This window comes from Azonexus sp. IMCC34839, from assembly GCF_047047955.1.
Taxonomy (GTDB): domain Bacteria; phylum Pseudomonadota; class Gammaproteobacteria; order Burkholderiales; family Rhodocyclaceae; genus Azonexus.
Genome location: NZ_CP150631.1, coordinates 2,621,930 through 2,645,120, shown reverse-complemented (window position 1 = coordinate 2,645,120; position 23,191 = coordinate 2,621,930). Strand labels below are relative to the sequence as shown.

At 61.3% G+C, this 23,191-nt stretch carries 24 protein-coding genes and 2 riboswitches; of the genes, 11 read left to right on the top strand and 13 right to left on the bottom strand.

Going from position 1 to position 23,191, the window contains the following annotated elements:
* Positions 1-5 precede the first annotated feature (5 nt).
* Genes WIF35_RS12840 through cobT form a run of 12 tightly spaced genes read right to left on the bottom strand, consistent with a single transcriptional unit; the run spans position 6 to position 12,003 of the window.
* Positions 6-1,193: a glycosyltransferase family 4 protein gene (locus tag WIF35_RS12840; protein WP_412478611.1), complete on the bottom strand. Its 1,188-nt coding sequence runs from the start codon at positions 1,191-1,193 to the stop codon at positions 6-8.
* Between the two features lie 14 nt (positions 1,194-1,207).
* Positions 1,208-2,323 carry a glycosyltransferase family 4 protein gene (locus WIF35_RS12835; protein WP_412478610.1) on the bottom strand — a complete coding sequence of 372 codons (1,116 nt, stop codon included), beginning with the start codon at positions 2,321-2,323 and terminating at the stop codon, positions 1,208-1,210.
* Positions 2,320-3,333, bottom strand: a complete 1,014-nt coding sequence (locus tag WIF35_RS12830; protein ID WP_412478609.1) for a glycosyltransferase family 9 protein — start codon at positions 3,331-3,333, stop codon at positions 2,320-2,322. The genes WIF35_RS12835 and WIF35_RS12830 overlap by 4 nt, the downstream gene beginning before the upstream one ends.
* A 1-nt stretch (position 3,334) precedes the next feature.
* Positions 3,335-4,123: a polysaccharide deacetylase family protein gene (locus WIF35_RS12825; RefSeq protein ID WP_412478608.1), complete on the bottom strand. Its 789-nt coding sequence runs from the start codon at positions 4,121-4,123 to the stop codon at positions 3,335-3,337.
* A gap of 26 nt (positions 4,124-4,149) precedes the next feature.
* Positions 4,150-5,235, bottom strand: coding sequence for a glycosyltransferase (locus tag WIF35_RS12820; RefSeq protein WP_412478607.1), 1,086 nt, complete (start codon positions 5,233-5,235; stop codon positions 4,150-4,152).
* A complete protein-coding gene (gene msbA / locus WIF35_RS12815) occupies positions 5,235-6,992 on the bottom strand; it encodes a lipid A export permease/ATP-binding protein MsbA (protein ID WP_412478606.1) in 1,758 nt (585 codons plus the stop codon). The genes WIF35_RS12820 and msbA overlap by 1 nt, the downstream gene beginning before the upstream one ends.
* Before the next feature lie 33 nt (positions 6,993-7,025).
* Positions 7,026-8,186 carry a glycosyltransferase family 4 protein gene (locus tag WIF35_RS12810; RefSeq protein WP_412478605.1) on the bottom strand — a complete coding sequence of 387 codons (1,161 nt, stop codon included), beginning with the start codon at positions 8,184-8,186 and terminating at the stop codon, positions 7,026-7,028.
* Positions 8,183-9,277 carry a putative lipopolysaccharide heptosyltransferase III gene (rfaQ, locus tag WIF35_RS12805; RefSeq protein WP_412478604.1) on the bottom strand — a complete coding sequence of 365 codons (1,095 nt, stop codon included), beginning with the start codon at positions 9,275-9,277 and terminating at the stop codon, positions 8,183-8,185. The genes WIF35_RS12810 and rfaQ overlap by 4 nt, the downstream gene beginning before the upstream one ends.
* Positions 9,278-9,313: 36 nt before the next feature.
* Positions 9,314-9,826, bottom strand: coding sequence for an alpha-ribazole phosphatase (gene cobC, locus WIF35_RS12800; RefSeq protein ID WP_412478603.1), 513 nt, complete (start codon positions 9,824-9,826; stop codon positions 9,314-9,316).
* Positions 9,827-9,847: 21 nt separating this feature from the next.
* Positions 9,848-10,105, bottom strand: coding sequence for a hypothetical protein (locus tag WIF35_RS12795; RefSeq protein ID WP_412478602.1), 258 nt, complete (start codon positions 10,103-10,105; stop codon positions 9,848-9,850).
* A gap of 39 nt (positions 10,106-10,144) precedes the next feature.
* Positions 10,145-10,909: an adenosylcobinamide-GDP ribazoletransferase gene (locus WIF35_RS12790; protein WP_412478601.1), complete on the bottom strand. Its 765-nt coding sequence runs from the start codon at positions 10,907-10,909 to the stop codon at positions 10,145-10,147.
* A 44-nt stretch (positions 10,910-10,953) separates the two neighbouring features.
* The gene (cobT, locus tag WIF35_RS12785; RefSeq protein ID WP_412478600.1) at positions 10,954-12,003 is read right to left on the bottom strand and encodes a nicotinate-nucleotide--dimethylbenzimidazole phosphoribosyltransferase; all 1,050 of its coding nucleotides are present in this window, start codon (positions 12,001-12,003) and stop codon (positions 10,954-10,956) included.
* A gap of 73 nt (positions 12,004-12,076) precedes the next feature.
* Positions 12,077-12,286, bottom strand: a riboswitch (cobalamin riboswitch).
* Positions 12,287-12,343: 57 nt separating this feature from the next.
* On the opposite strand from cobT, the gene WIF35_RS12780 reads away from it, so the two are divergent.
* The 4 genes from WIF35_RS12780 to WIF35_RS12765 all read left to right on the top strand — a co-directional run bounded on the left by WIF35_RS12780 (position 12,344) and on the right by WIF35_RS12765 (position 16,016).
* Positions 12,344-13,339: an OmpA family protein gene (locus WIF35_RS12780; protein WP_412478599.1), complete on the top strand. Its 996-nt coding sequence runs from the start codon at positions 12,344-12,346 to the stop codon at positions 13,337-13,339.
* Between the two features lie 52 nt (positions 13,340-13,391).
* Positions 13,392-13,949, top strand: coding sequence for a bifunctional adenosylcobinamide kinase/adenosylcobinamide-phosphate guanylyltransferase (cobU, locus tag WIF35_RS12775; RefSeq protein WP_412478598.1), 558 nt, complete (start codon positions 13,392-13,394; stop codon positions 13,947-13,949).
* 121 nt (positions 13,950-14,070) lie between these two features.
* Positions 14,071-14,679 carry a sensor histidine kinase gene (locus WIF35_RS12770; RefSeq protein ID WP_412478597.1) on the top strand — a complete coding sequence of 203 codons (609 nt, stop codon included), beginning with the start codon at positions 14,071-14,073 and terminating at the stop codon, positions 14,677-14,679.
* Positions 14,676-16,016 (top strand): response regulator, encoded by a 1,341-nt coding sequence (locus tag WIF35_RS12765; protein ID WP_412478596.1) that lies wholly within the window; start codon positions 14,676-14,678, stop codon positions 16,014-16,016. Before WIF35_RS12770 ends, WIF35_RS12765 begins: the two co-directional genes overlap by 4 nt.
* On the opposite strand, the gene WIF35_RS12760 is transcribed toward WIF35_RS12765, so the two are convergent.
* Positions 16,013-17,476 carry a cobyric acid synthase gene (locus WIF35_RS12760; RefSeq protein WP_412478595.1) on the bottom strand — a complete coding sequence of 488 codons (1,464 nt, stop codon included), beginning with the start codon at positions 17,474-17,476 and terminating at the stop codon, positions 16,013-16,015. The two genes, WIF35_RS12765 and WIF35_RS12760, sit on opposite strands and share 4 nt — an antisense overlap.
* A 161-nt stretch (positions 17,477-17,637) precedes the next feature.
* Positions 17,638-17,820, top strand: a riboswitch (cobalamin riboswitch).
* 39 nt (positions 17,821-17,859) lie between these two features.
* On the opposite strand from WIF35_RS12760, the gene bluB reads away from it, so the two are divergent.
* The 7 genes from bluB to WIF35_RS12725 are packed head-to-tail and all read left to right on the top strand — an operon-like array spanning position 17,860 to position 23,181.
* Positions 17,860-18,615: a 5,6-dimethylbenzimidazole synthase gene (bluB, locus tag WIF35_RS12755; RefSeq protein ID WP_412478594.1), complete on the top strand. Its 756-nt coding sequence runs from the start codon at positions 17,860-17,862 to the stop codon at positions 18,613-18,615.
* On the top strand, positions 18,612-19,544 hold the full coding sequence (cbiB, locus tag WIF35_RS12750) for an adenosylcobinamide-phosphate synthase CbiB (protein ID WP_412478593.1): 933 nt from the start codon (positions 18,612-18,614) through the stop codon (positions 19,542-19,544). Before bluB ends, cbiB begins: the two co-directional genes overlap by 4 nt.
* Positions 19,537-20,532 (top strand): threonine-phosphate decarboxylase CobD, encoded by a 996-nt coding sequence (gene cobD / locus WIF35_RS12745; RefSeq protein WP_412478592.1) that lies wholly within the window; start codon positions 19,537-19,539, stop codon positions 20,530-20,532. The genes cbiB and cobD overlap by 8 nt, the downstream gene beginning before the upstream one ends.
* Complete coding sequence (locus WIF35_RS12740) at positions 20,529-21,428, top strand: cobalamin-binding protein (RefSeq protein ID WP_412478591.1); 900 nt, start codon at positions 20,529-20,531, stop codon at positions 21,426-21,428. The genes cobD and WIF35_RS12740 overlap by 4 nt, the downstream gene beginning before the upstream one ends.
* Positions 21,429-21,432: 4 nt before the next feature.
* Positions 21,433-22,224, top strand: coding sequence for a cobalamin-binding protein (locus WIF35_RS12735; protein ID WP_412478590.1), 792 nt, complete (start codon positions 21,433-21,435; stop codon positions 22,222-22,224).
* A gap of 55 nt (positions 22,225-22,279) precedes the next feature.
* Complete coding sequence (locus WIF35_RS12730; protein WP_412478589.1) at positions 22,280-22,606, top strand: hypothetical protein; 327 nt, start codon at positions 22,280-22,282, stop codon at positions 22,604-22,606.
* Positions 22,603-23,181 carry an SCO family protein gene (locus WIF35_RS12725; protein WP_412478588.1) on the top strand — a complete coding sequence of 193 codons (579 nt, stop codon included), beginning with the start codon at positions 22,603-22,605 and terminating at the stop codon, positions 23,179-23,181. The genes WIF35_RS12730 and WIF35_RS12725 overlap by 4 nt, the downstream gene beginning before the upstream one ends.
* Positions 23,182-23,191: the final 10 nt, after the last annotated feature.

Here is a 23,191-nt window from a genome sequence, read left to right as displayed (position 1 = left end):
ATTTTCTATGCTACCCCGGTAACAAGATTTAGTAACTTTTTACCGCGGTTTTTCCAAGTGTATTGACGGGCTCGCTCCCTTGAAACCTTTCCCAAAGACGCACCTCCATCAGAAGATTCACAAACCTGTCGTATTGCCTGAGCCAGCGAAGCTGCATCGTTTGGTTGCGCCCAGCTGGCACCATCATCACCGAGCAACTCGTGTATGGCGGGAAGATCGGTAGCAACCACCGCACAGCCTGCCGCCATATATTCAAATAATTTTAGAGGAGACGTGTACGCACTCTCTGTATTCGCACGATTCGGCAATATAGCAACGCAAGCCTTTGCCAATAGCAACTGCACCTCATGCTGAGGCAGGTGCCCAAGGAAAGAAATACAATTTTCTCCTACTTTACGACTTTGCAGACGCCCAATCTGCTCACTGGTGCCACCAATTACCGTCAAATGGTATCCGGGTAATTGACACATTGCATCCTGTAAATCATCAACCCCCTTCCATCCGAATAAGCTTCCAGCATAAATCAGGTTCATTCGGCTTTCCGACCATGCTTTATCGGGTAATCTCTCTGGGTACTCAACTGCGCTAGGCAATACTATTATCGGCTTAGATATGCCGAAAGTTTTTTTCAGGCCATCCGCCGCCCCTTTTGATATTGCGACAATATGCCTTGCTCTTAATAAAACCTCCTTTTCCAGAAGGAAGAGTCTAGCTTGTTGGCTTGGTTTGGCCGTATGTGCAAATACTTCGTGCGCCTCGTAGATGAAAGGTATGTTTGGAAAAGTTCGCGCAAACAGTGCGGCCACCTTGATGTGCCGGAAAAACACTATGGAAGGCAACTTCCCGGATGCTTTCTTTTGTCGCAACCAACGAGATAGCCGCCACATAAACAACCGATGGGATTTGATACGCGTTCCCCATATGCTACGGGACAGCGGTAGCAGTGTAACGTTCTCTGGCACGTCGTGGCCGATCGGCGCAAAAGGATGGGAGTCCCGCGAAGGGACATAGGCCAATGTAACTTGTACCCCAAGCAAAGCCAGCGCCCTTATGAAATGTGCAACTTGCACTCCGCGCGCCCGCGGCAGTGGCAAAGGCTCAGGAAATACATAAAGCATTCGAAACCCCTCCAGGGCTATCTGTTCCTCCTGCCGCCCCTTTTGCTTCGAAAAACCTTTTTCTTGGGCCTCCATCGGCGTTGCCCCAATCATTTTTTTAGGTTGTCCAATAATCGTTCAGCCGATTGTCGCCAAGTAAAATTCTGCTCAATGCGTTGCCTCGCACTTTGCCCAAGCACCTTTCTCAACTCGACATTTGTGGACAAGCGAGCCATCGCCTTTGCGAGCGCCAGAGGGTCTGCCACCGGTACAAGTAGCCCTGATACTTCCTCATTGCCTATAACCTCAGGGATGCCCCCAATGTAACTACCGATCACGGGCAAACCGCACGCCATCGCCTCTGCTATGGTGATGCCAAATGCTTCGTCAGCGATACTGGGAAAAATACCGACGTCCGCTAATGCATACCAATCGGGAAGTTCTTTGTGCGGGACCGCGTCTTGAAAAATGATCCGATCGCTAACTTGCAAGCTGTCGGCTAATTCGAGCAGGCCTGGCTTGGCATTGCCATCACCAATTATCAAAAGACGAACTGCGATATCTTGCAACGGCGGTTCAGCCAATGCCCGAACTGCGATCTCCATGCCCTTCCAGCCAACAACCCGGCCAGCAAATGCATAGAGAGTTTCATTTTCCGTTACTCCAAGCTTCTCTCGGCGCTCAGCATCACGACGTCCTGGCCTAAATCGTTGGATATCGACACCATTGTAGATAACCCCCGGAACTCGCTTGTAATGGGCGGCAATTTGCCAGGCATTGAAATGACTGCAAGCGACGAATGCATCTACTTTCTTAGAAAGCCAACGATCGCCTTTAAAAAAGTCGGTCCCACCACTCATAAACGCAAAACGGGTTTTGCTCCCCTCGGGCATCAGATGCGGCCATATAAAATCAAACGGCTTGGTCAGAATTACCCAATCGTAGTTTGCCGAAACAACGTCGTTCCGTGCATGCCTAACAAAACTCAAGCGCTCGGCAAACTTGCGGAAACGCACACCAAGATTTGGGAAACGCTCCCGCGGCACGAACGGAAATGTTCGGATAGCAATTGCTCTCCCGTCCAAATCAGGAGTCACCTTCCCATTGCCTCCGTAAATCGTGATGTCATGCCCCATATCCGCCAAAGCCATGGCAAGTTGCCATACGGCAGTTTGAACCCCACCAAAAAAAACAGTAGTTGTTACATCAATGAACGCAATTCTCATTTTCTATCCAAATATGCGCAGGCCGCAGCGAAAACCGTTTCCACTGGAATTTCCGCCATACTTGCTTCGCGGCTAGGCTGGCTTGCCGGGTGATCAACGACCGTTAACGCCGGATGCAGTTGAGGTGCAAGGAAACGCCCCGGATGGAAGCAGTGATACATCGCCACCATTGGTATATCAAGCGCCCCAGCAAGATGAGTCGGCCCAGTGTCCACGCCAATATACAAAGCTAAATTGGAAATAAGCGCAGCGTTTTGGCGCATCGTAAACCGACCGGCCACATTGCTCACTCGATTTTCGAAAGCTGACTGGAATTCATCCGCGACGGCACAACTCTCAGGACCACCAAGCAAGACAATCTGAATATCGTGGTATTGATCCAGTAATTTCTTGGCCAATTCCACAAAATGCGCCATCGGCCAATCACGATAAGCTTTTGTGGGGAAACTTTGCAGTTGCAAACCAACTAGGCGGCAGCTACCCCATCCGCTTTTCCGTATAAAACTCGCTGCCTCCTCTGCCTCCTCTGCACTGACCACATAATGGAGATGCAAGTTTGAAACGGAATTGATACCCAAGGGACCAAGCAGCAAGGAGCGCTCAGCCGCTGCAATCATCGGAGCTCCAGGTCTGGGAACCGATTCAGTGAGGGCCAATTCATATTTGGCATTATCGCGGCCAGAAAATCCAATCACGTGACTTGCCACTCGCCTTGCAAAACGAGCTAATGCTTTTTCCTCACCATATACGAGCGCTAAGTCATAGCGCTTACCTAGCGCCCAGCCCGACCATCGTGCTCGGAGCTTCGTAATGCTGGCCAATTTATCAATAAAACTCAGATGCTCCAGCACCTCCACTCGCCCAGGATGTGCAAGCACTGTGAGATGCGCTTTCGGCCAGTGTTGCTTCAAAGCAGCCAGCGTGGGAGTAATCAGCAACGTATCGCCAAAGCGTGCCACACAAATCACGAGGATCCGTGGAGAATCGCTGGGAATCAGAGGGTAAGCCACCTCAGCCCTTCTTGAGTGCTAAGTAAAAGGTTGAAAGTATGGGATTACCATAAATTGCCATACGACGAGCAAACCAAGCGGCGCCTTTGTCCTTTGCAACTATTCGCGGCAAACGTGGCAACTCAACCCCAGAACGGACAACATTATGTTCTGTCGTATATAGATGGGTGAACCCTGAGGCTAACGCAACTCGCTGGTATCGCTCGTCAAAATACCCCTGTGGCCAACAGAGATGCTCACTAGCCTCCCCCAGTTTCGCCATCAAAATTTTTTTGGAGGTTATCAAATCATTAGCTAATGCTGTATCTCGAGCAATCGGGTCGCTAATTTCCCGGTCCCAACGAGTATGGGTGTGGGTATGGGAGTGAAAGTCAATTACTCCTGAAGCGCGCATTGCCTCAACTTCTGACCATCGAAGAAAGGCCGCATCAAAACGACCCTCCTTAGCCTCTCCCATTGCCTCCTTATGGCTCGGAACAGTAGGCGCCCCTGCATGCCCCGCACAGGGTCGGATGTCCCCTTCACCCAACCAACCGGTAATGAGAAAGATGGTTGCCCGAAGACCAAACTCCCTCAGTACAGGAAAAGCATAAACCCAGTTATCAAGATAACCGTCGTCAAACGTAATCAAAACGCTTTTTTTCGGTATAACTTGATTGGCTAAGGCATCCGAAAACTCAGCTGTGGACAAAGCTTTCCAACCGTTACTAGCCAACCACCCCATTTGCGCCCGAAAATTTGCTGGAGAACATGTCACCAAGCCAGGTCGGGGGCTGACGTGGTGATACATCAGTATGGGCAGCGGCCGACCAAACATTAACGCACCTCCAGCAAGCGCATATATAGCTGCTCCATTCCTTGGGCCATCACTTCCCTCGAGAAAGCTCTCCGAACGAACTCCGCCGCATTCTTCCCCATACTTTCGCGACAAATCGGATCAGCCAACAAACGATTTATTGCTTCTGCCACTGCCAATCCATTCTGTAACGGCACCAAAAGGCCAGTCACCCCGTCCTGAACCACCTCCGGAACCCCATCAACATTTGTTGCAACGACTGGCAAGCTCATTGCCCCAGCTTCGATAAATGCAGTTCCCAAAGCCTCTTGATGTGTTGGCAAGACAAATACATCCAATGAAGCAAGAATGTTTGTGACATCTCGACGCAACCCGAGCATATGCACGTGGTCACCCAACCCCTCTGTGGCAATACGCTTCTTCAGATTTTCTGTCTGAGGCCCATCCCCGGCGAAAATAAAATGGGCATTCGGAAAACGCTTCAGAATGAGCGGAACTGCATCCAGAATTTCGTTATGCCCCTTTTTTACCCGCAAGATAGCAATAGTTCCCACGAGCAATGCCTCAGTTGGCAACCCCAGCTCCTGACGCAAATTGCCCGCTATTGATGTTCGATCATAGCGTGCAAAATCTACCCCCGTAGGCACGGTAGTTATTTTGCTGCGTGGGACACCTGATGCAGCAAGGAAATGTTCTACGAAGCGACTTACAGTGACTACATGATCGGGCAGTATGCTGTAGGTAAATTTCGAGGTAATCGGCAAGGCAAGGTGGCGAGTCCGAACGATGCGCGGCCGATTCCACAGCATGTGCGCAGCCATCCCGGCCAACTGGGTGTCACGACCGCTATGGGTATTGATGACATCAGGCCGGAAAAATTTGATAACCGAACGCAAACGTAAGATGTTCGGCAAATCAACAGCCCCCCGCATATCGATGGCAAATGTCTGAAAACCCGCCTCCTTCGCTCGCTCGATGATGCGCGCGCCAGGCCGGCTGAGCACGGCCAGTTCGTGGCCACGCGCCCGCATGGTGATCAGCTCGTTCAGGGTACGGTTTTCCTGGCCGCCCCAACCCTTGGACGATTCGGTGTGCAGAATGCGCATCAGACGCTGGCCTCCTCGGCCTTCTGCATCTTGTACAGGCGGGCGTAGAGACCGTCATGGGCCAGCAGTTCGGCGTGCGAGCCTTCTTCCTGCTTGTGACCGTGCGCCAGCGCGATGATGCGGTCGGCACTTTCGATGGTGGACAGGCGGTGGGCGATGACCAGGGTGCTGCGACCACGCATCAGCTCGTCGAGCGCGGCCTGGACGTGGCGTTCGGATTCGGTGTCGAGCGCCGATGTTGCTTCGTCGAGAATAAGGATCGGAGCGTTCTTCAGGATGGCACGGGCAATGGCCAGGCGCTGGCGCTGGCCGCCGGAGAGCTTGACGCCGTTTTCACCAATCATGGTGTCGAAGCCTTCGGGCAGCTTCTCGATGAACTCCAGCGCATGGGCCGCCTTGGCCGCAGCGCGGATTTCATCCAGCGTTGCATCGCGCTTGCCGCCATAGGCGATGTTGGCGGCGATGGTGTCGTTGAACAGCACAACGTCCTGGCTGACCAGCGCGATGTTGTCGCGCAGGCTGTCGAGCTTGATATTGGGCAGGGCGTGGCCATCGACGCGGATCTCGCCGCCATCGATCTGGAAGAAGCGCGGTAGCAGGTTGGCCGCCGTCGTCTTGCCGCTGCCCGATGGGCCGACCAACGCGACGCATTCGCCCGGGCGGATGGTGAAGGAGAACTTGTCGAGGGCCGGACGCTCGGCGCCGGGATAGGTGAAGCTGACATTGTCGAACTCGACCAGGCCCTTGGCTGTGCCCAGCGCTTCCTTGCCCTCATCCTGTTCGGCCGCTTCGTCGATTAGCGAGAAGACGCTCTCGGCTGCGGCCAGGCCGCGCTGGATCGGCGCGCTGACGTCGGTGATGCGGCGCAGCGGGGCGAGGATCATCAGCATGGCGGTTATGAAGGAAACAAAACTGCCCACCGTCGCCTGATCGTTGGCCGCCTGCTTGAGCGCCGCCCCCATGATGATGGCGACGCCGGAGGCAGCGAAGAACTGCACGATCGGACTTTGCGCCGCGACGGCCATGGTGGCGCGCATGGCCAGCCGACGCTGCTCGCGCACCGACTTGCCGAAACGGTCTTCCTCGTAGCTCTGGCCGCCGAAGATCTTGACCACCTTGTGGCCCTCGATGGCTTCCTGCAACACCTGCGTGATGCGCCCCATCGACTCCTGCTGCCCCTTGGCGACCGCACGCAGGCGCTTGCTGAATTTACGCACGACGAAGCCGATGAAGGGCACGACCGAAAGGGTCACCAGGGTCAACTGCCAGTTCAGGTAAAGCAGCCAAGCGAGCAGGCCGATGATGGACAGCGAATCCTTGATCAGCGAGGTCAGCGCATTGGTTGCCGCGCCGGCCACACCGGTCACGTCGTAGGCGATGCGCGACATCAGGCGACCGGACAGGTTGTCGCTGTAATAGCCGGCCGGCAGGCGCACCATGCGGCGGAACATGGCCTGACGAAGTTCGGTCACGACGTTGTTCGACACCCAGCTCATGGCATATTCGCCGATGAAACCGAGCACTGCACGCAACAGGAATATGCCCATGATGGCCAGCGGATAGATCAGCCAGTCCCACGGCCCGGCGGCGGACGAGAAGCCATCGTCGAGCAGTTTCTTCATCATGGCCGGGAAAACCGGCTCGGCCAGCGAAGCCAGCCCCATGCACACCATCGAGATGGCGAAAGCTTTCCAGTAGGGGCGAACGTAGGTCAGCAGCCGAAAATAAAGCTCGCGGCTGGTCATGTCAGTCGACATGCAAATTCCTGATGCAAAAAGACGAATCCGGAATTATACCTGCTGGCTAGACGCCCCGCCGAGGCTGCGATACAGGTCAAGCAATCGCCCGGCCATGGCCTCCAGCGTCAGCGGTTCGGCCACAGCGCGCGCAGCGGCTCTGGCCTCGGCATTGCCAGCCAGGCCGGCCAGATCGTCGAGATGCCCCGCCAGTTCGTCGATGGCCAGCGCATCGACCACCCAGCCGTTCTCGCCGGCGCGCACCCACTCCTGCGCACCACAGGTCGTCGAAGTGACGATGGGCAGGCCGCTGGCCAGCGCCTCCAGCGCGGCATTCGGGCAGGGATCGTAGAGCGTCGGCAGGACGAAACCGTCGGCCGCGCCGTACCATGGGCGTACATCCTTCAAGGGCCCGGTGAACGTCACGCGGTCCGCGAGACCGAGGCTGGCCGCCCGCTTCTGCTCGGCCTTCAACTTGCGATCGGCACCGACGATGACGATACGTGCATCCTGCCGCTGCATGCGCGCCGCCGCTTGCAGCAACTGCGGCACGCCCTTGCGCTCGAAGCCGCTACCGACATAGAGCAGCACCGGCACATCCTCCGGAATACCCGCCGCGGCGCGGGTTGCCGAGCGGAATTCATCGGCCAAGCCGGGATGGAACACAGTCGTATCGACGCCGTTGTAGATCACTTGCAGCTTGCTGCGGTGCACATGGTAAAAACGGCAAATTTCATCGGCCACCATCTGCGAATTGCAGATCACCGTGCGCAGCGCCGGGTGCTCGAACATCGCCTTTTCCGAGCCACACACGTAGCGATGATAAGCCGACCAGCCTTGGCTCAAGCGTTGCAGCGGCCCGAGCACGCACGCCCGGTGTTCCAGCCAGGCGGCATGGACGCCATCGCCGGCACGGAAAATCATGCAACCGGGAATACGCTCGTGCGATTGCGTGATGTCGAAATGGCCGCGCGCCCACTCGGCCTGCACCGCGGCCGCGAAACTTTTGTCACGTGCGGCCCGCCCGCCGAACAGGCGGGAATACGACGGGTCGCAGGTAATCTGGCGAAAGCCTGCACGCGGTGCCCCCTCCCAGTTGCGGGTGATCAACGTCACCTCTGCCCCCTCGCCAGCCAGGGCCGACAAGGCGCGCTCGACGAAGCGCTCCGCCCCACCGTAGGGGTTGTAGCGCTGGCGGACGATGGCGATCTTCACGAGGCGAGCAATTCGCGCGCCGCCGCCAGCACCTGCTCGGCGGACAAAATGGTCAGGCAGTCGCTGACCTTGCCGCCGCCACAACCGTCGGCGCCGCAGGGGCGGCACGGGTGCTGCTGGCTGGTGATGACACGCGCCGGCACGCCCCACGGCCCCCACTGCTTGTCACCGGAGGGTCCGAACAAGGCCACGACGGGCGTTCCCACCGCCGCCGCGATGTGCATCGGAGCCGAATCGACACCGATGAACAACTTGGCCGCCTGGGTCAACGCCGCCAGTTCCTTCAGCGACAACTCACCGGACAGGCTGAACGCCGGTGTCGCCAACCGTGCCTGGATGGCCTCGACCATCGTCTGTTCATCCTTGCTCGGCGCTGCGGTCAACACCACGGCATGGCCCTCGGCCTGCAACTGGGCAACCACCGCCGCCATGCGCTCGACCGGCCAGCACTTGAAGAACCAGCGCGAGGCCGGATGCACATGGATGAAATCCTTGCCAGCCAGCCCGAAGCCGGCCAGATGCGCCGCCACAGCGCGCTCCGCCGGCTCGCCCGGGACCAGCTTCAGCCGGCGCTCATCCGGCCCCGGCTGGATGCCCAGTCGACGTAGGGCGTCGAGATTGGTTTCCGCCATGTGACGCAGCGCATTGTGCATGGTCTGGACATGCGTGAAGCTCTGCTTCCAGCGCTTCGAACGCCCCTTCACCGCCGGGCCGACCGACCAGCGCGGCTTGAGCAGCCGGCACAGCCAGGCGCCGCGCCAATGCTCGGTGAGGTGAATGATCAGGTCGTACTGGCGCGCCTTCAGCGCATTGAACAAGGCCAGTTCGGCCTTGGCCTGGCCGACCACGCCAAGCTTCTTCCACTTGCGGTCGATGGTATGCACCTCGGCGACCGCCGGATGCAGCGTCACCATCTCGGCCGTATCGGCATAAACCAGCGCATCAATCTCCGCCTGCGGTGCACTGGCCTTCAGGGCGGAAAACACCGGGGAAGAAACGAGCACGTCACCGTGATGGCGCAGCTTGATGACCAGGGCACGGCGAATCTCGCCGGCCGGAATTGCATCGCGCAAGGGATTGAAATTTTCCATCCCGGCATTCTAGTGCCAGCCTCTGTTTTTGTGGCATTACCGGGGGACAGTCACTCGCGTGCAGGAGCCGTAAGCGAAGTTGAGTTCGGTCCACCGCTCCGGCGGCAGTCCCTGCCAATGCGCCAGCAGGGTGCGGATCACCCCAGCGTGAGTGACGATGACAGCCTCCTCCACCGCCAACGAAGCGACGAAATCGAGTGCCCTCCGTTGCAATGCGCGCGGCGATTCGCCGCCAGGCGGCGCATAGCCGGCCACATCCGCCGCCCAGGCATCAAGTTCGGCGCGCGGTATCTCGTCCCACGGCCGCCCTTCCCACTCGCCGAAATGCATCTCGGCCAGGCGCTCGTCTGCAGTGGGCGAAGCGTGCAGCAAGGCCGCCAAATCGTGGCAGCGGCGCAGCGGGCTGGTGAACACCGGCACGCCGGCAGGCAACTCGGCGCGCAAGGCGGCAGCAACCGCCTCAATCCCCATCGCCGGCACATCCAGTCGGCCATAGCAACGCCCGGCCTCGATCTGCGGCTTGGGGTGGCGAATCAGGTGGAGCCGCATCGCGCCGCAGTCCCCGGCTAATTAAAAGTAACGCAACACCAGGTAGCCAATGGCGGCGATACAGATCAGGAGGGCCGGCAGCGCCACCAGCGAAATCGAACGCTGGCGCTGCAAGGCCACGCGCTGCATGCCGACGGACTCGGCCACCGCGCTGCGCGACAAGGCGATCTGCTCGCGCACCAGAGCCTGCGTTTCTTCCATTTTCTGCAAGGCATCGCGCTGCGCATCGCGAATTTCACGCAGCACCTGCAACATCTGTTCGCCGGTTTCCTGATTCATCGCACCCTCGAATGCTGGATCAATGCGCGCATTATGCCGCTACAGAGACGCCGCCAAACCAAGATAGAAGGCGATTTCGCTGATCTGCTGCACCGCCCCCAGGCAATCGCCGGTGTAGCCACCCAGCCAGTGGCGGAACTTGCGGGCCAGCCAGAAGGTGACGAGACCCGCCAGCAGCGCACCGAGCAAGGCGTTTTGCCACGGCAGGCCGAGCAGCGGCGGCAGGGCAAAAATAGCCGAAACGAGCAGTGCGCCGCAGGAGAGATGCGTCGCCAGCGGTTTGGCCTTGGACGAAGCATCCTCGCGAGCGTATTCCATAGTTGCCAGCAGCGTCACCGCGCAGAAGCGGGAAAAGGCATGGCCGGCCAGCAGCGCCAGGGGCACCAACGCTGCATCGAGCGTCGCCAGCAGGGTAAATTTGCCGAGCAGCGCCATGGCCAGCGCGACCACGCCGTAGCTGCCGACGCGCGAGTCCTTCATGATTTCGAGGATGCGCGTTTTCTCCCAGCCGCCCCCCAGACCATCCGCCGTGTCGGACAGGCCGTCCTCGTGAAAGGCCCCGGTGGCGTACAGCGTGGCCGCCATCGACAGAAGCACAGCAACCGGCTGCGGCCACAACAGCGCCGCCAGCCAATAGACCAATGCGCCAATGCCGCCGACCAGCAGGCCGACGGCCGGGAAGTAGCGCGCCGAACGATTCAGCGCTTCGGCTGAATGCCCGACCCAGCCGGGCACCGGCAGGCGCGTGAAGAAACGGACGGCGCCGAAGAAATACTCCAATTCGCGACGGATCATCTCGAACATCCTGAATTCCCGCCTGCGCGGGAATGATGGTTAGTCTGACTCGCCTATTCTTTGTCCGAAACGCCGGCCGATTCGAAGCTGGCCATCTCGTTCAGGAAAGCCACTGCCGCCCGCACCAGCGGGTAAGCCAGCGCCGCGCCGGTGCCCTCACCCAGACGCAGACCATGATCCAGCAAGGGATCGGCCTGCATGGCGGCCAGTTGGGCCGCATGGCCCGGCTCGGCCGAACGGTGGCAGAAAATGCAGTAATCGAGCAGTTCCGGCGCCAGGCGCGAGGCGACCAAGGCCGCCGAGCCGACGATGAAGCCGTCGATCAGCAGCACCATCTTGGCCTCCGCCGCGGCCAGCATGGCGCCGACCATAGTGGCGATCTCGAAGCCGCCAAATTCGGCCAGTACCTTGAACGCATCGTTGTCACCGCCGGCAGCGCGGTAGCGGGTCAACGCCTGCTCAAGCAGCGCCTGTTTGCGCAACAGCCCGGCGTCGTCCAGCCCGGTACCGCGCCCGATGCACTCGGCCAGCGGCGTGCCGGTCAGGCAATGGGTCAGCAACGACGCCGAGGCCGTGTTGCCGATGCCCATTTCGCCAAAGCCGACCACATTGCAGCCCAGTGCCGCCAGGCCGAGCACGATGCCCGCACCCTGCTCGATGGCCTGCGCGCACTGGGCCACGCTCATCGCCGGCTGCTCGATGTAATTGGCCGTGCCCGCCGCCACCTTGACGTCGATCAGCCCCTCGCGCGGGCCGCCGAAATCGTGCGCCACGCCGGTATCGACCACCGACAAGGCCAAGCCGTTGGCGCGGGCGAACACATTGATCGCGGCACCACCGGCCAGAAAGTTCTCGACCATCTGCCAGGTCACATCCTGCGGATAAGCCGACACGCCGGCCTTGGCCGCGCCGTGGTCGCCGGCAAAAACCAGCATCTGCGGGCGATTGAGTTGGGGCGACAGGGTCTGCTGGATCAGGCCGATCTTGTGCGCGACCGCCTCCAGCTGGCCAAGCGCACCCAGCGGCTTGGTCTTGCGGTCGATCTTGTTCTGCAGTTGCGCGGCAATGCCGCGATCCGGGGTAGCGATTTGAAAGGAATGCATCCGATTCTCCAAAAAACAAAAAGGGCCTCGCGGCAGCGTCTTGCCAAACGCTGCCGCGAAGCCCTGTCCTCAGGCTTCTTTGGTTAATTCCGATAGGTCTTCTGGCTTCCGGATCGTCCCTTGACCGCGTCTTCCCGGAACCTTTGTTTCGGTTCGTAGTGACATGTGCGGTTTCGGTCCCCGGTTACAGCGGCGGGCCCGCCCCGGAATTGCATCGCTGCGCACCGGGTTCCGTTTTATCGGAGCGGCGAATTATCCGCCTGCCGCATGCAGCTTGCAATTGGCGGCTACCGGGAGCATCCTCGAAACCTATGCCATTCGACTTTTCGGGGGTTACGCCATGCGCTCGCTTCTCGTCTTCCTGCTCTGCCTAAGCGGCTTTGCCGCCCATGCCGCCGATCTGGCAGGCGCCAAGGATCATCCGGCGATCAAACGCTTTGCCGGATCAGAAATCATCGCCTACGACTACAAACGTTTTGACGAATTCGACCTGCAAACCTCGACCTTCAAGAACTACAACTTGCAGATAAAGAAGCGGGAATACACCCAGCCGGCACTGCATCTGGAAGGTGCCCACACCACCCTGTGGTACGAATCGCCGGGCGACACCAGTTCGATCGAGCTGATCCGCAATTACCAGAACGAGCTGGTCGCCAAAGGCTTCCAGATTCTCTACGACTCATCCAAGGATGGGGCCATCACCCACCTGAACAATTACCTGGCCCCCTTCGGTGCCGTGGAGTTGAAAACCAGCCGCAGCAAGTACGTGCTTTACGCTGCCGACCAGAAAGGTATCCGCTCCAGCACAGCCAAGCTGGAAAAGCCCGAAGGCTCAATCTACGTTTCGCTGACCGCCGTCGAATGGCCCAAGGACGACGCCACCTACAAGGCCAAACGCGGCGCCTACATCGCCGTCGACATCATCGAACCGAAGGCCATGGTGCAGAACATGGTGGTGGTCAAGGCCGACGAGATGTCGAAAGCCATCGCCGCCACCGGCAAGGTCGCCCTCTACGGCATCCTGTTCGACACCAATAAGGCAGACATCAAGCCGGAATCCAAGCCGGCTCTCGACGAAATCGCCACCCTGCTCAAGGCCCAGCCCAACCTCAAGCTGCACATCGTCGGCCACACCGACAATGTCGGCGGACTGGAGTCGAACATGGCCCTGTCGCGCCGCCGCGCCGAAGCCGTGATGGCTGCCTTGAAGGGCGACTATGGCATTGCCGGCGCCCGTCTGACTGCCAACGGCGTCGCCTACCTCGCGCCGGTTGCCGTCAACACCAGCGAGGAAGGACGCGCCAAGAACCGGCGCGTCGAACTGGTGCCGCAATAAGACACCCCTTGCTGCCTTGTCGCTCCGGCGACGGGCAGCTAAAGTGCCGGCCATGAAAGAATTGATCATTGGCGGCGCCCGCTCCGGCAAGAGCCTGCTGGCGGAAAAAAGAGCGAAGGAATCCGGGCTCAAGGTCGTCTATCTCGCCACGGCTCAGGCGCTGGACGGCGAGATGGCGCGTCGCGTGGCGCACCATCGCGAGCGGCGACCGGCCGAATGGGGCTGCGTCGAGGAGCACCTGCACCTGGCCGCCAAGCTGCGCGAAATCGCCGCGCCCGACACCTGCATCCTGATCGATTGCCTAACCCTGTGGCTCTCCAACCTGCTTTTCGCCGGCGAGGCGGCGAAGCAGGCCGAAGCGGGCGAAGCCATCGACTGCCCACTGTTCCACCAGCAAATCGGCGACCTGGTCGCTGCGCTGCCGGAACTGCCTGGCCGCATCATTCTGGTCTCCAACGAAGTCGGCTGGGGCATCGTGCCGATGCATCCGGTGTCGCGCCTGTTCGCCGACGAGCAGGGGCGGCTGAACCAGCGTGTGGCGGCAGTTTGCGATCAGGTGACGCTGGTTGCCGCCGGCCTGCCGCTGACACTCAAGTCTCCGCCCGCCTAAACGCCGCGACCGGTTTTCGGCCAAAAGCCACCGTCCACCGCAGCAGTCTCCCTTTGCTGCTCGAACGGGCGTATGCTTCAGCGCGGAGAGACAACACGCTGCCGCAGAAGCAGCCACGCCCATGCAGACACTGCTCGACATCCTGGCTTCCGGGGTGCATGACACCAAGAATCAGCTGTTCCTCGCCGAATCGCTGCTCAGCGCTGCCGAGTCGGCACATGGCATCGACCTCGGCGAGGCTCGCTACGCCATTGAGGCAGCCTCCGCCCGGCTGAACCGGACACTGGCGGCCTACCGCTTGCTGCGCGAAGGGACTGGGCTGGCCATTGTGCCGACCGTGGTCGGTGACTTGATCGACGAAATCGCGCTCGAACAAAAAGCGCACCTCGGCAAGCTCGGCATCTCACTTGAAATTGACTGCCCGGTGGTCGATGAATGGGCGCTCGATCGCGACCTCGTCGCCGACATGCTGAACAACGCCGTGCAGAATGCGGCCCGCTTCGCCAAACAGCGCATCCGCCTGGCCGCCCGCGTCGATGACGACACCCTGCAACTCAGCGTCGACGACGATGGCCCTGGCTTCAATCCCCTACCCCCCACCACCGGCGTCGGCCTGCAACTGGCTGCCCGGCTGGCCGAACTGCATGTCCGGCGGAATCGGCACGGCAGCCTCAGCCTGAGCAACGACGGCCCGCTCGGCGGCGCCCATTTCATGTTGCACCTGCCATGAACAACAATCCGTTCGCCGACAAGCGCTTCCTCGTCGTCGACGATCTGCCGATGGCGCGCGAGGCCCTGCGCACCATCGCACAAACCGCCGGGGCTTTTGCCGTCGAGTTTGCCTCGAATTATCAGGACGCCATCTATCGCATCCGCAACAATGCCCCGGACGTGATCCTGTGCGACTACATCCTGGGTGAAGGGCGTTCCGGCCAGCAATTGCTGGAAGAACTGCGCCGCTTCAACTTGCTGCCGGACGAATCCATTTTCATGATGGTCACCGGCGAGCAATCCTACGAGCAGGTCGTTTCGGCGGTCGAACTGGTGCCCGACGACTACATCATCAAGCCTTTCTCGCCGGACAAACTGCTCTTCCGCCTCAATCGCATCATGGCCAAGAAGGAATTCTTTGCCGAGTACTACCGCGAAAAACGCGCCCAGGAATATGCCCAAGCACTGGCCATCCTTGAACAGCAGAAACAGAGCGAGGCGGGCCGCCCCTATCGCTTCGAGATCCTCCGCCAGGAGGCCGAAGTCCTGCTTGCCAAGGGCGACCACGAAGCGGCGGAGGGCGCCTACCGCAACATTCTGGACAACTACGAATTTCCGTGGGCGCGCGCTGGTGTGGCGCGGGCGCTGCACAAGCAGAACCGGCTCGACGAAGCGCGCGAGGAAATCGAGCGCGCCGTCGGCGCCACACCCAATTTCTTCGACGCCGCCGACATCAAAGCCAGCATCTGCATCGATCAAGGCGAAACGGAAGAGGCACAGCGCGTCCTCGACGAAGTCAGCAAGAAAACACCGCGCAACTATCAGCGCAAACGCCTGCTCGCAGAGGCCGCCACGCTGAACGGCGACAGCGACACGGCGCGGGCGGCAATGGCCGACGTGGTCGCCAACGACACCATGCCCGGCGCCGTCTCGCTGGAAGATCGCCTGGCCCTGGTCCGCAGCCATGTGGTGGCCGGCGACAAGATATCAGGCGAGAAGGTGCTGGTCGGCATGCGCGAATCGGAAATCCAGAACCTGGCGCTGGACGAGCAGGCAAGCTTCGCCGCCCTGCTCGCCATCTGTTCGCCGGGCAAGGGCAAACCCCGTTTTACTGGCCTGCGGCCGGCCTTGCTCAGCGCCGAACTGTCGGTCCATGCCCGCCTCGACATCATCCAGGCCGCACTGAGCCTGAGCGACAACCCGCTGGCCGACCAGCAGGCCAAGACCCTGATGGCCGGCGAAGAAGCCAAGAAGGTCTTCGGCAGTATCCGCAAGTTCTATGCGCTCTACGGCCGCGAAGTCGATTTTCGCGAGTTGCAGAAGCAGGTGGCGCTACAGCGCATCCACCACGATTAGCCAGGCAGGTAGGGGCGCAATTTTTCCCAGTCGATGGCTGCTTCGACCGAATCGGCCAGGCGGTCGAGATCGGCTTCGCGGCGGGCGGCGAAATCGACATGCTCGGTCTCCGCTGCCCCCGCCCAGCGCAACAGCGCGGCCAGTGCTTCCGGGTGGTCGAAGACACCGTGGCAGTAGGTGCCAAGCACCTGGTCGTCGGCCGAAATCGCACCATCCGGGCGACCATCATCGAGTTGCACGGCGCTACGCGTCAAACCATCGCCGCGCGTGATGCCGAGGTGGATTTCATAGCCTGTCATCGCTGGCTGGCCACCCAGCGCCAAGTGACCGCTCACATTGCGCAACTGTTTTTCGCTTTCCAGCGTCGTTTCCACCTCAAGAAAGCCGAGGCCAGCGGTCGAGCCGGGCTGGCCTTCCAAACCTTGCGGATCGTGAATCGCCTGCCCGAGCATCTGGTAACCGCCACACAGGCCGATCACCTTGCCGCCGTAACGCAGGTGCTTGGCAATCGCCTTGTCCCAGCCCTGGCCACGCAACCATTCGAGGTCGGCGCGCACCGCCTTGGAGCCGGGCAGCACGATCAGATCGGCCGGCGGCAGAGCCTCGCCTGGGCCGATCCAGCGGAAATCGACTTCCGGATGCAGGCGTAGCGGATCGAGGTCGTTGTGATTCGAGGTGCGCGGATAGGCCGGCGCAATGGCTTTGATTTTTGCCGTTTTCTTGCCGTGCACCGCAGCAGTGGCAATCGCATCCTCGGCATCGAGCATCAAGCCGTGCAGATAGGGCAACACGCCCAACACCGGCTTGCCGGTGCGCTCTTCCAGCCAATCCAGCCCCGATTCGAGCAGCGCGATGTCGCCGCGAAAGCGGTTGATGACGAAACCGACGACCCGATTTTGCTCGGACGGCGACAACAACTCCAGCGTACCGACCAGATGGGCAAACACCCCGCCGCGGTCGATATCGGCGACGATGATCACCGGGCAATCTACCGCTTCGGCGAAGCCCATGTTGGCAATGTCGCGGTCGCGCAGGTTGATCTCAGCCGGCGACCCCGCGCCCTCGACCAGCACGCATTCGTAGCCGGCGGTCAGCCGCTGCCACGATTCGAGCACCGCCCCCATCGCCCGCGGCTTGTAGGCGTGATAAGCCTTGGCGTCGAGGTCGGTCGCCACCTTGCCGTGAATGATCACCTGCGCCTTCTTGTCCGTCGTCGGCTTCAACAGCACCGGGTTGAAATCGGTATGCGGCTCCAGCCCGCAAGCCAAGGCCTGCAGCGCCTGCGCCCGCCCGATCTCGCCGCCATCCACCGTCACCGCTGAATTCAGCGCCATGTTCTGCGGCTTGAACGGCGCCACCCGCACCCCGCGCCGCTTCAGAATGCGGCACAGCGCAGCAACCAGCGTCGATTTGCCGGCGTCGGAAGTGGTTCCTTGGACCATCAGGGAATTGCGGTGCATGGGCAGCCCCGGTGTTAAAAAGGCCATAATTATGGCACCATCGCCTCCGCTCTTTTTCAGAGCAGGTGTCTCCCGGTGCCTACGAACGTTGGCGCTTGCACAAGTCGTTCCTGACACGAAGACGAGCCGCAGGCAGTGCTGACCAGCACGGCAAGGCGAAGTCGACAAAGTCAGGGACGGGTTGTGCAAGCACCAGCCAGGAGAATCGGGAAGGCGGTGCAACTCCGCCACGTGCCCAACGCTGTAAGGGGGACGGCTGCACGAATGCCACTGCTGCCAAGCGGGAAGGCGTGCATGCCGGACGAACCCAAGTCAGAAGACCGGCCGGGAGACGAAATTCGGCTGCACGGCCAGGCAGCCCCGTTTTTCCAGAAGGGGAATCCATGGAAAACCCGAAGGCGCCATTGGCGCATGCCTTTACCGAAGCCGAACGGGCTGCGGTCTATCAAGCCATTTTCAGTCGCCGCGATGTGCGCGGTCAGTTCTTGCCCGATGCGGTGCCCGACGAGGTGCTCGCCCGCGTGTTGATGGCGGCCCACCATGCACCCTCGGTCGGCTTCATGCAGCCGTGGAATTTCCTGATGGTGCGCTCGGCTGAGGTCAAGCAGCGCGTCCATGACGTGTTCCACAGCGCCAACGACGAGGCGGCGCACATGTTCCCGGACGAGAAGCGCGAGATCTACTCGAAGCTGAAGTTACAGGGCATCCTCGAAGCGCCGATCAACCTGTGCATCACCTGCGACCGTTCGCGCAGCGGCCCGGTGGTGATCGGCCGCACCCACATTCCGACCATGGACCTGTACAGCAGCGTGTGCGCCGTGCAGAACCTGTGGCTGGCGGCGCGGGCCGAGGGGCTGGGTGTCGGCTGGGTCAGCATCTTCCACGAAAAGGCGCTGCAGGACGCGCTGGGCATTCCCGAGCACATCGTGCCCATCGCCTACCTGTGCATCGGCTACGTCAGCCACTTCAAGGATAAGCCCGAGCTGGAAGCGGCTGGCTGGCTGCCACGCCTGCCGATCAACGACCTGATGTATTTCGAGCAATGGGGCGAGCATGATGCCGAACAGGCCGATCCGCTGAGTCAGACGCTCGCCGAGATGCAGCAGGCCATCCAGCAGCAAGGCATCTTCCCGGCATGAGTTTCGACGACGTTTCGGCGCTCCTGCACGGCCCGCTGGCCATGCCGCTGGCGGCGCTGGCAGCGGTGCTGCTCGACCGCCTGCTCGGCGAGCCGAAGCGTCTTCATCCCCTGGTCGGCTTCGGCAATCTGGCCGGTACACTGGAAAAACGGCTGAACCGGCACAGCATCGTCAGCGGCCTGCTCGGCTGGTCGCTGGCCGTGTTGCCCTGGGTAGCGCTGGCTGCCCTGTTGCGCCCCTTGGCTCCGTTTGCCGTCGATGTCGCCCTGCTCTATTTCGCCCTCGGCGCACAGAGCCTGGGCGAACATGCCGATGCGGTGGCCCGGCCACTGGCTGAGGGCAATCTTGACGAAGCCCGCCACCGCGTCAGCTGGATGGTATCGCGCGACACAACGCAGCTCGACGAATCGGGCGTCGCCAAGGCCGGAATGGAATCGGTACTGGAAAACGGCAACGACGCCATTTTCGGCGCGCTGTTCTGGTTCTCCATTCTCGGCGGCCCCGGTGCCCTGCTCTTCCGTCTGGCCAACACACTGGACGCCATGTGGGGTTACCGCACCGAGCGCTACAACCTGTACGGCCGCTTCGCTGCCCGTTGCGACGACGCGCTGAACTGGCTGCCAGCCCGTTTGACCGCTTTGACCTACGCCCTGCTCGGCCGTACCCGAAACGCGCTGGCCTGCTGGAAAACCCAGGCCCCCGGCTGGGAAAGCCCGAACGCCGGCCCGGTGATGGCGGCAGGCGCCGGCAGCCTGGGCGTGCAACTGGGCGGCGCAGCGATTTATCATGGGCAGGAAGAAATTCGCCCGCCGCTCGGTAACGGTCCGGCCCCGGTGGCCGCCGACCTGGCGCGGGCCATTCGGCTGATCCGCCGGAGCCTTTGGCTGTGGCTGGCGGTCTTGTTCGTTATTGGAGCCTTCAATGCTTGATCACGGCGGGCGACTGCGCGAGGCCGCAGCGCACTACGACATTCCGCTCGGCGACTGGCTCGACCTGTCGACCGGCATCAATCCGCTTGGCTGGCCAGTGCCGCTGCTGCCGCAGGAGGTCTGGCAGCGCCTGCCGGAAGACAACGACGGGCTGGACGCGGCGGCGGCCGATTACTACGGCAATCCCAACCTGCTGCCGGTGGCCGGCTCGCAGGCGGCCATCCAGTGGCTGCCGGCCATGCTGCCGCGCGCCGCGGTGGCCATCGTCTCGCCGATCTACAGCGAGCACCCGCAAGCCTGGCAGCGTGCCGGACACAAGGTGCGCTTCCTGCAGAATGCGCCGCTGCCGCGCGCCCTGGCGGCGGCCACACCCTACGTGCTGCTGTGCAACCCGAACAACCCGACGGCCGACCGTCATCCGCGCGAGGCCATCCTCGACGCTGCGGCGCAGTTGCACAAACGCGGCGGCTGGCTGATCGTCGACGAGGCATTCGGCGATGCCACGCCGGAGCAATGCGTGACGCCATTGGCGGCGACCGAAGCGGCGCCCAACCTGATCGTGCTGCGTTCGCTCGGCAAGTTCTTCGGCCTGGCCGGCACGCGCGTCGGCTTCCTGTTCGCGCCACACGATTTGCGCCAGCGCATGGCCGAGGCCATGGGGCCGTGGACCATCTCCGGCCCCGCCCGTGAAGTCGCTCGCCGCGCCTTGCTTGATCGCGCCTGGCATGAGGCCACTCGTCCTTGGCTGATTGCCAGCGGCGAGCGCCTGCACGGGATGCTCGCCCCCTTTGGCGAGGTCAAATCGACCCCGCTGTTCGCCACGCTGACCACCCCGCACGCCAGCGAACTGCACGAACACCTGGCGCGCCACGCCATTCTGACCCGACGCTTCGAGCAACAGCCGCTGTTGCGCATCGGCCTGCCCGGCAACGATGCGGAATGGCACCGCCTTCGCAGCGCCCTCGCCGAATGGAAACCCGCCGAATGACCCGCCCGTTTTTTGCCCTTTTTGCCCTGTGCACCGCAGCAGTCGTCTTTTCCGGCCCGGCCCGCGCCGACATTGCCCTGAAAGATGACACCGGCCAGGAAGTTCGCCTGAAAGCGCCGGCCAAGCGCATCATTGCCCTGGCGCCACACATCGCCGAGAGCCTCTACGCGGCCGGGGCCGGCGCCCAGTTGGTCGGCACGGTCGATTACAGCGACTACCCGCCCGAGGCGAAGAAGGTGCCGCGCGTCGGCGGCTATTCGCGCGTCGACCTCGAATCCGTTGCCGCCCTCAAGCCTGATCTGGTGCTGGCCTGGGAGAGCGGCAACAACATGACGCAGGTGAACAAGCTGAAGGCGCTCGGCCTGACGGTTTATGTCTTTCAGCCGAATACGATGGAAAACGTTGCCGATCAACTCGAACGCCTGGGCCAGCTGGCCGGTACCGAGGCCGTCGCCAAGCCGGCAGCGGAGCGCTTCCGCCAGCGCCTGGAGGCCCTGCGCAAGGCCAATGCCGGCAAGCCGAAGGTGCGCACCTTCTACCAGATCTGGAAGACGCCGCTGATGACCGTCGGCGGCCCACAGATCATCAGCGACGCCATCAAGCTGTGCGGCGGCGACAACGTTTTCGGCCATCTGGGCAAGATGGCCCCGACGGTCAGCGTCGAGGCGGTGCTCGAAGCCGACCCGGAAGCCATCGTTGCCACCGGCATGGGCGACGCCAAGCCGGAATGGCTGAGCGACTGGGACAAGTGGACCAAGATGACAGCGGTCAAACGCAACAACCTCTTCCACATCAACCCGGACATCATGCAACGCCACACGCCGCGCATCCTCGACGGCGCCGAAAAACTCTGCGCCCACCTCGACACCGCCCGTGCCCATCGTCCGAGCAAGTAAGCCCATGTCCCGCCTGCCCCAACGCATCGTCTGCCTGACCACTGAAACCGTCGAGGTCCTCTACGCCCTCGGCGAGCAGGACCGCATCGTCGGCATTTCCGGCTACACCGTGCGCCCGCCCGAAGCGCGCAAGGAAAAACCCAAGGTCTTTGCCTTCACCAGCGGCGACATCGAGAAGATCCTCGCCGTCCAGCCCGATCTGGTGCTGACCTTTTCCGACCTGCAAAGCGAGATTTCGCGCGATCTGATCAAGGCCGGCGTGCCGGTCTACGCCTTCAACACCCGCAGCGTCGAGGACATTCTCGGCATGGTCGAAACGGTCGGCCGTCTGGTCGGGGCAGAAGCCAGGGCGCTGGCGCTGGTCAGCGAACTGGAGGTGCAGATAGAACGCACCCAGGCCATCGCCGCCGATCGCTTCGCCCGCACCGGCAAGCGGCCGCGCGTCTATTTCGAGGAATGGGACGAGCCGCTGATCAGCGGCATCCGCTGGGCTTCGGAGTTGATCGAGATCGCCGGCGGCGAAGACGTTTTTGCCGAGCGCGCCCGCTCGCCGCTGGCCAAGGACCGCCGCCCGACGCCGGAAGAAGTCATCGCAGCGGCGCCTGACATCATCATCGGTTCCTGGTGCGGCAAGCACTTCCGTCCGGAGCGTGTCGCCGCCCGCCCCGGCTGGGAGACCATTCCTGCGGTGCACAACGGAAAAATGCACGAAATCAAATCGGCCGTGATCCTCACCCCAGGCCCGGTGGCCATCAGCGAAGGCCTGCCGGCACTGCTGGAAATTTTTGATCTGTGAGAAGGCCCGTGGCCGGCAAGCTCCCTACAATCCGGCAAAAACGGAGGAATCCCCCATGAAGCTCCTATTGTCCGCCCTCACCCTGCTGGTCACCTTCAGCATCCCGTCTTTCGCCGCCGACGAAGCGACACAGGCGGTCGAAGCCATCGGCAAGATTAACGGCATCGCCCTGGCCTGCCAGCAACCCGCCCTGAGCAGCCGCGCCCGCAATGCCGTGCAAACCGGCGCACCGAAAACCCGTGCCTACGGCGAAGCCTTCGAAAACGCCACCAATGCCGCTTTCCTCGCCCAAGGCAAAGGCGTCTGCCCGAGCGCCAACGAACTTTCAGCCCAGCTCGGCGCTGCCGAAAGCGCATTGAGCAAGGCTTTCCCGGCCCGGTGATCCGCTTTTTCCTGACCCTCTGCCTGTATTGCGCCGCACTGGCCGCGCAGGCACAGCACTCTTCCCAGCCGGAAGAAACCACCGGTATAGTCCCGCGTTACCTGTTGCAGGACCCCTACGGCCGCGCCATCACCAACGAAGATTTTCGCGGTCGCTTCCAGTTGATCGCCTTCGGTTACACCTATTGTCCCGACATCTGCCCGACGACCCTGGTCGAAATGGCCGAAATCCTGAAACAACTCGAGGAGGATGCCGGCAAGCTGCAGGCAATCTTCATCTCGGTTGATCCGGAACGCGATACGGGCCAAGTTTTGAAGACTTATACCAACTTCTTCGAGCCACGCATCCTCGGCCTGAGAGGCTCCCCCGCACTGGTACGACGAGCGGCCGACAATTTCAGGATGCGTTATGCCAAGGTTCTCGAACCAGGCAAACCAACCGACCAATACGCGGTTGACCACTCGGCCGGCATGATCCTGCTCGGACCCGACGGGCGCTTCCTGCGCAAGTTCGCCTTCGCCAGGCCCGTAGGAGAAATTTCGTCAGAAATCAAAGACCTGATTCATTCATTCTGAATATCGGTTA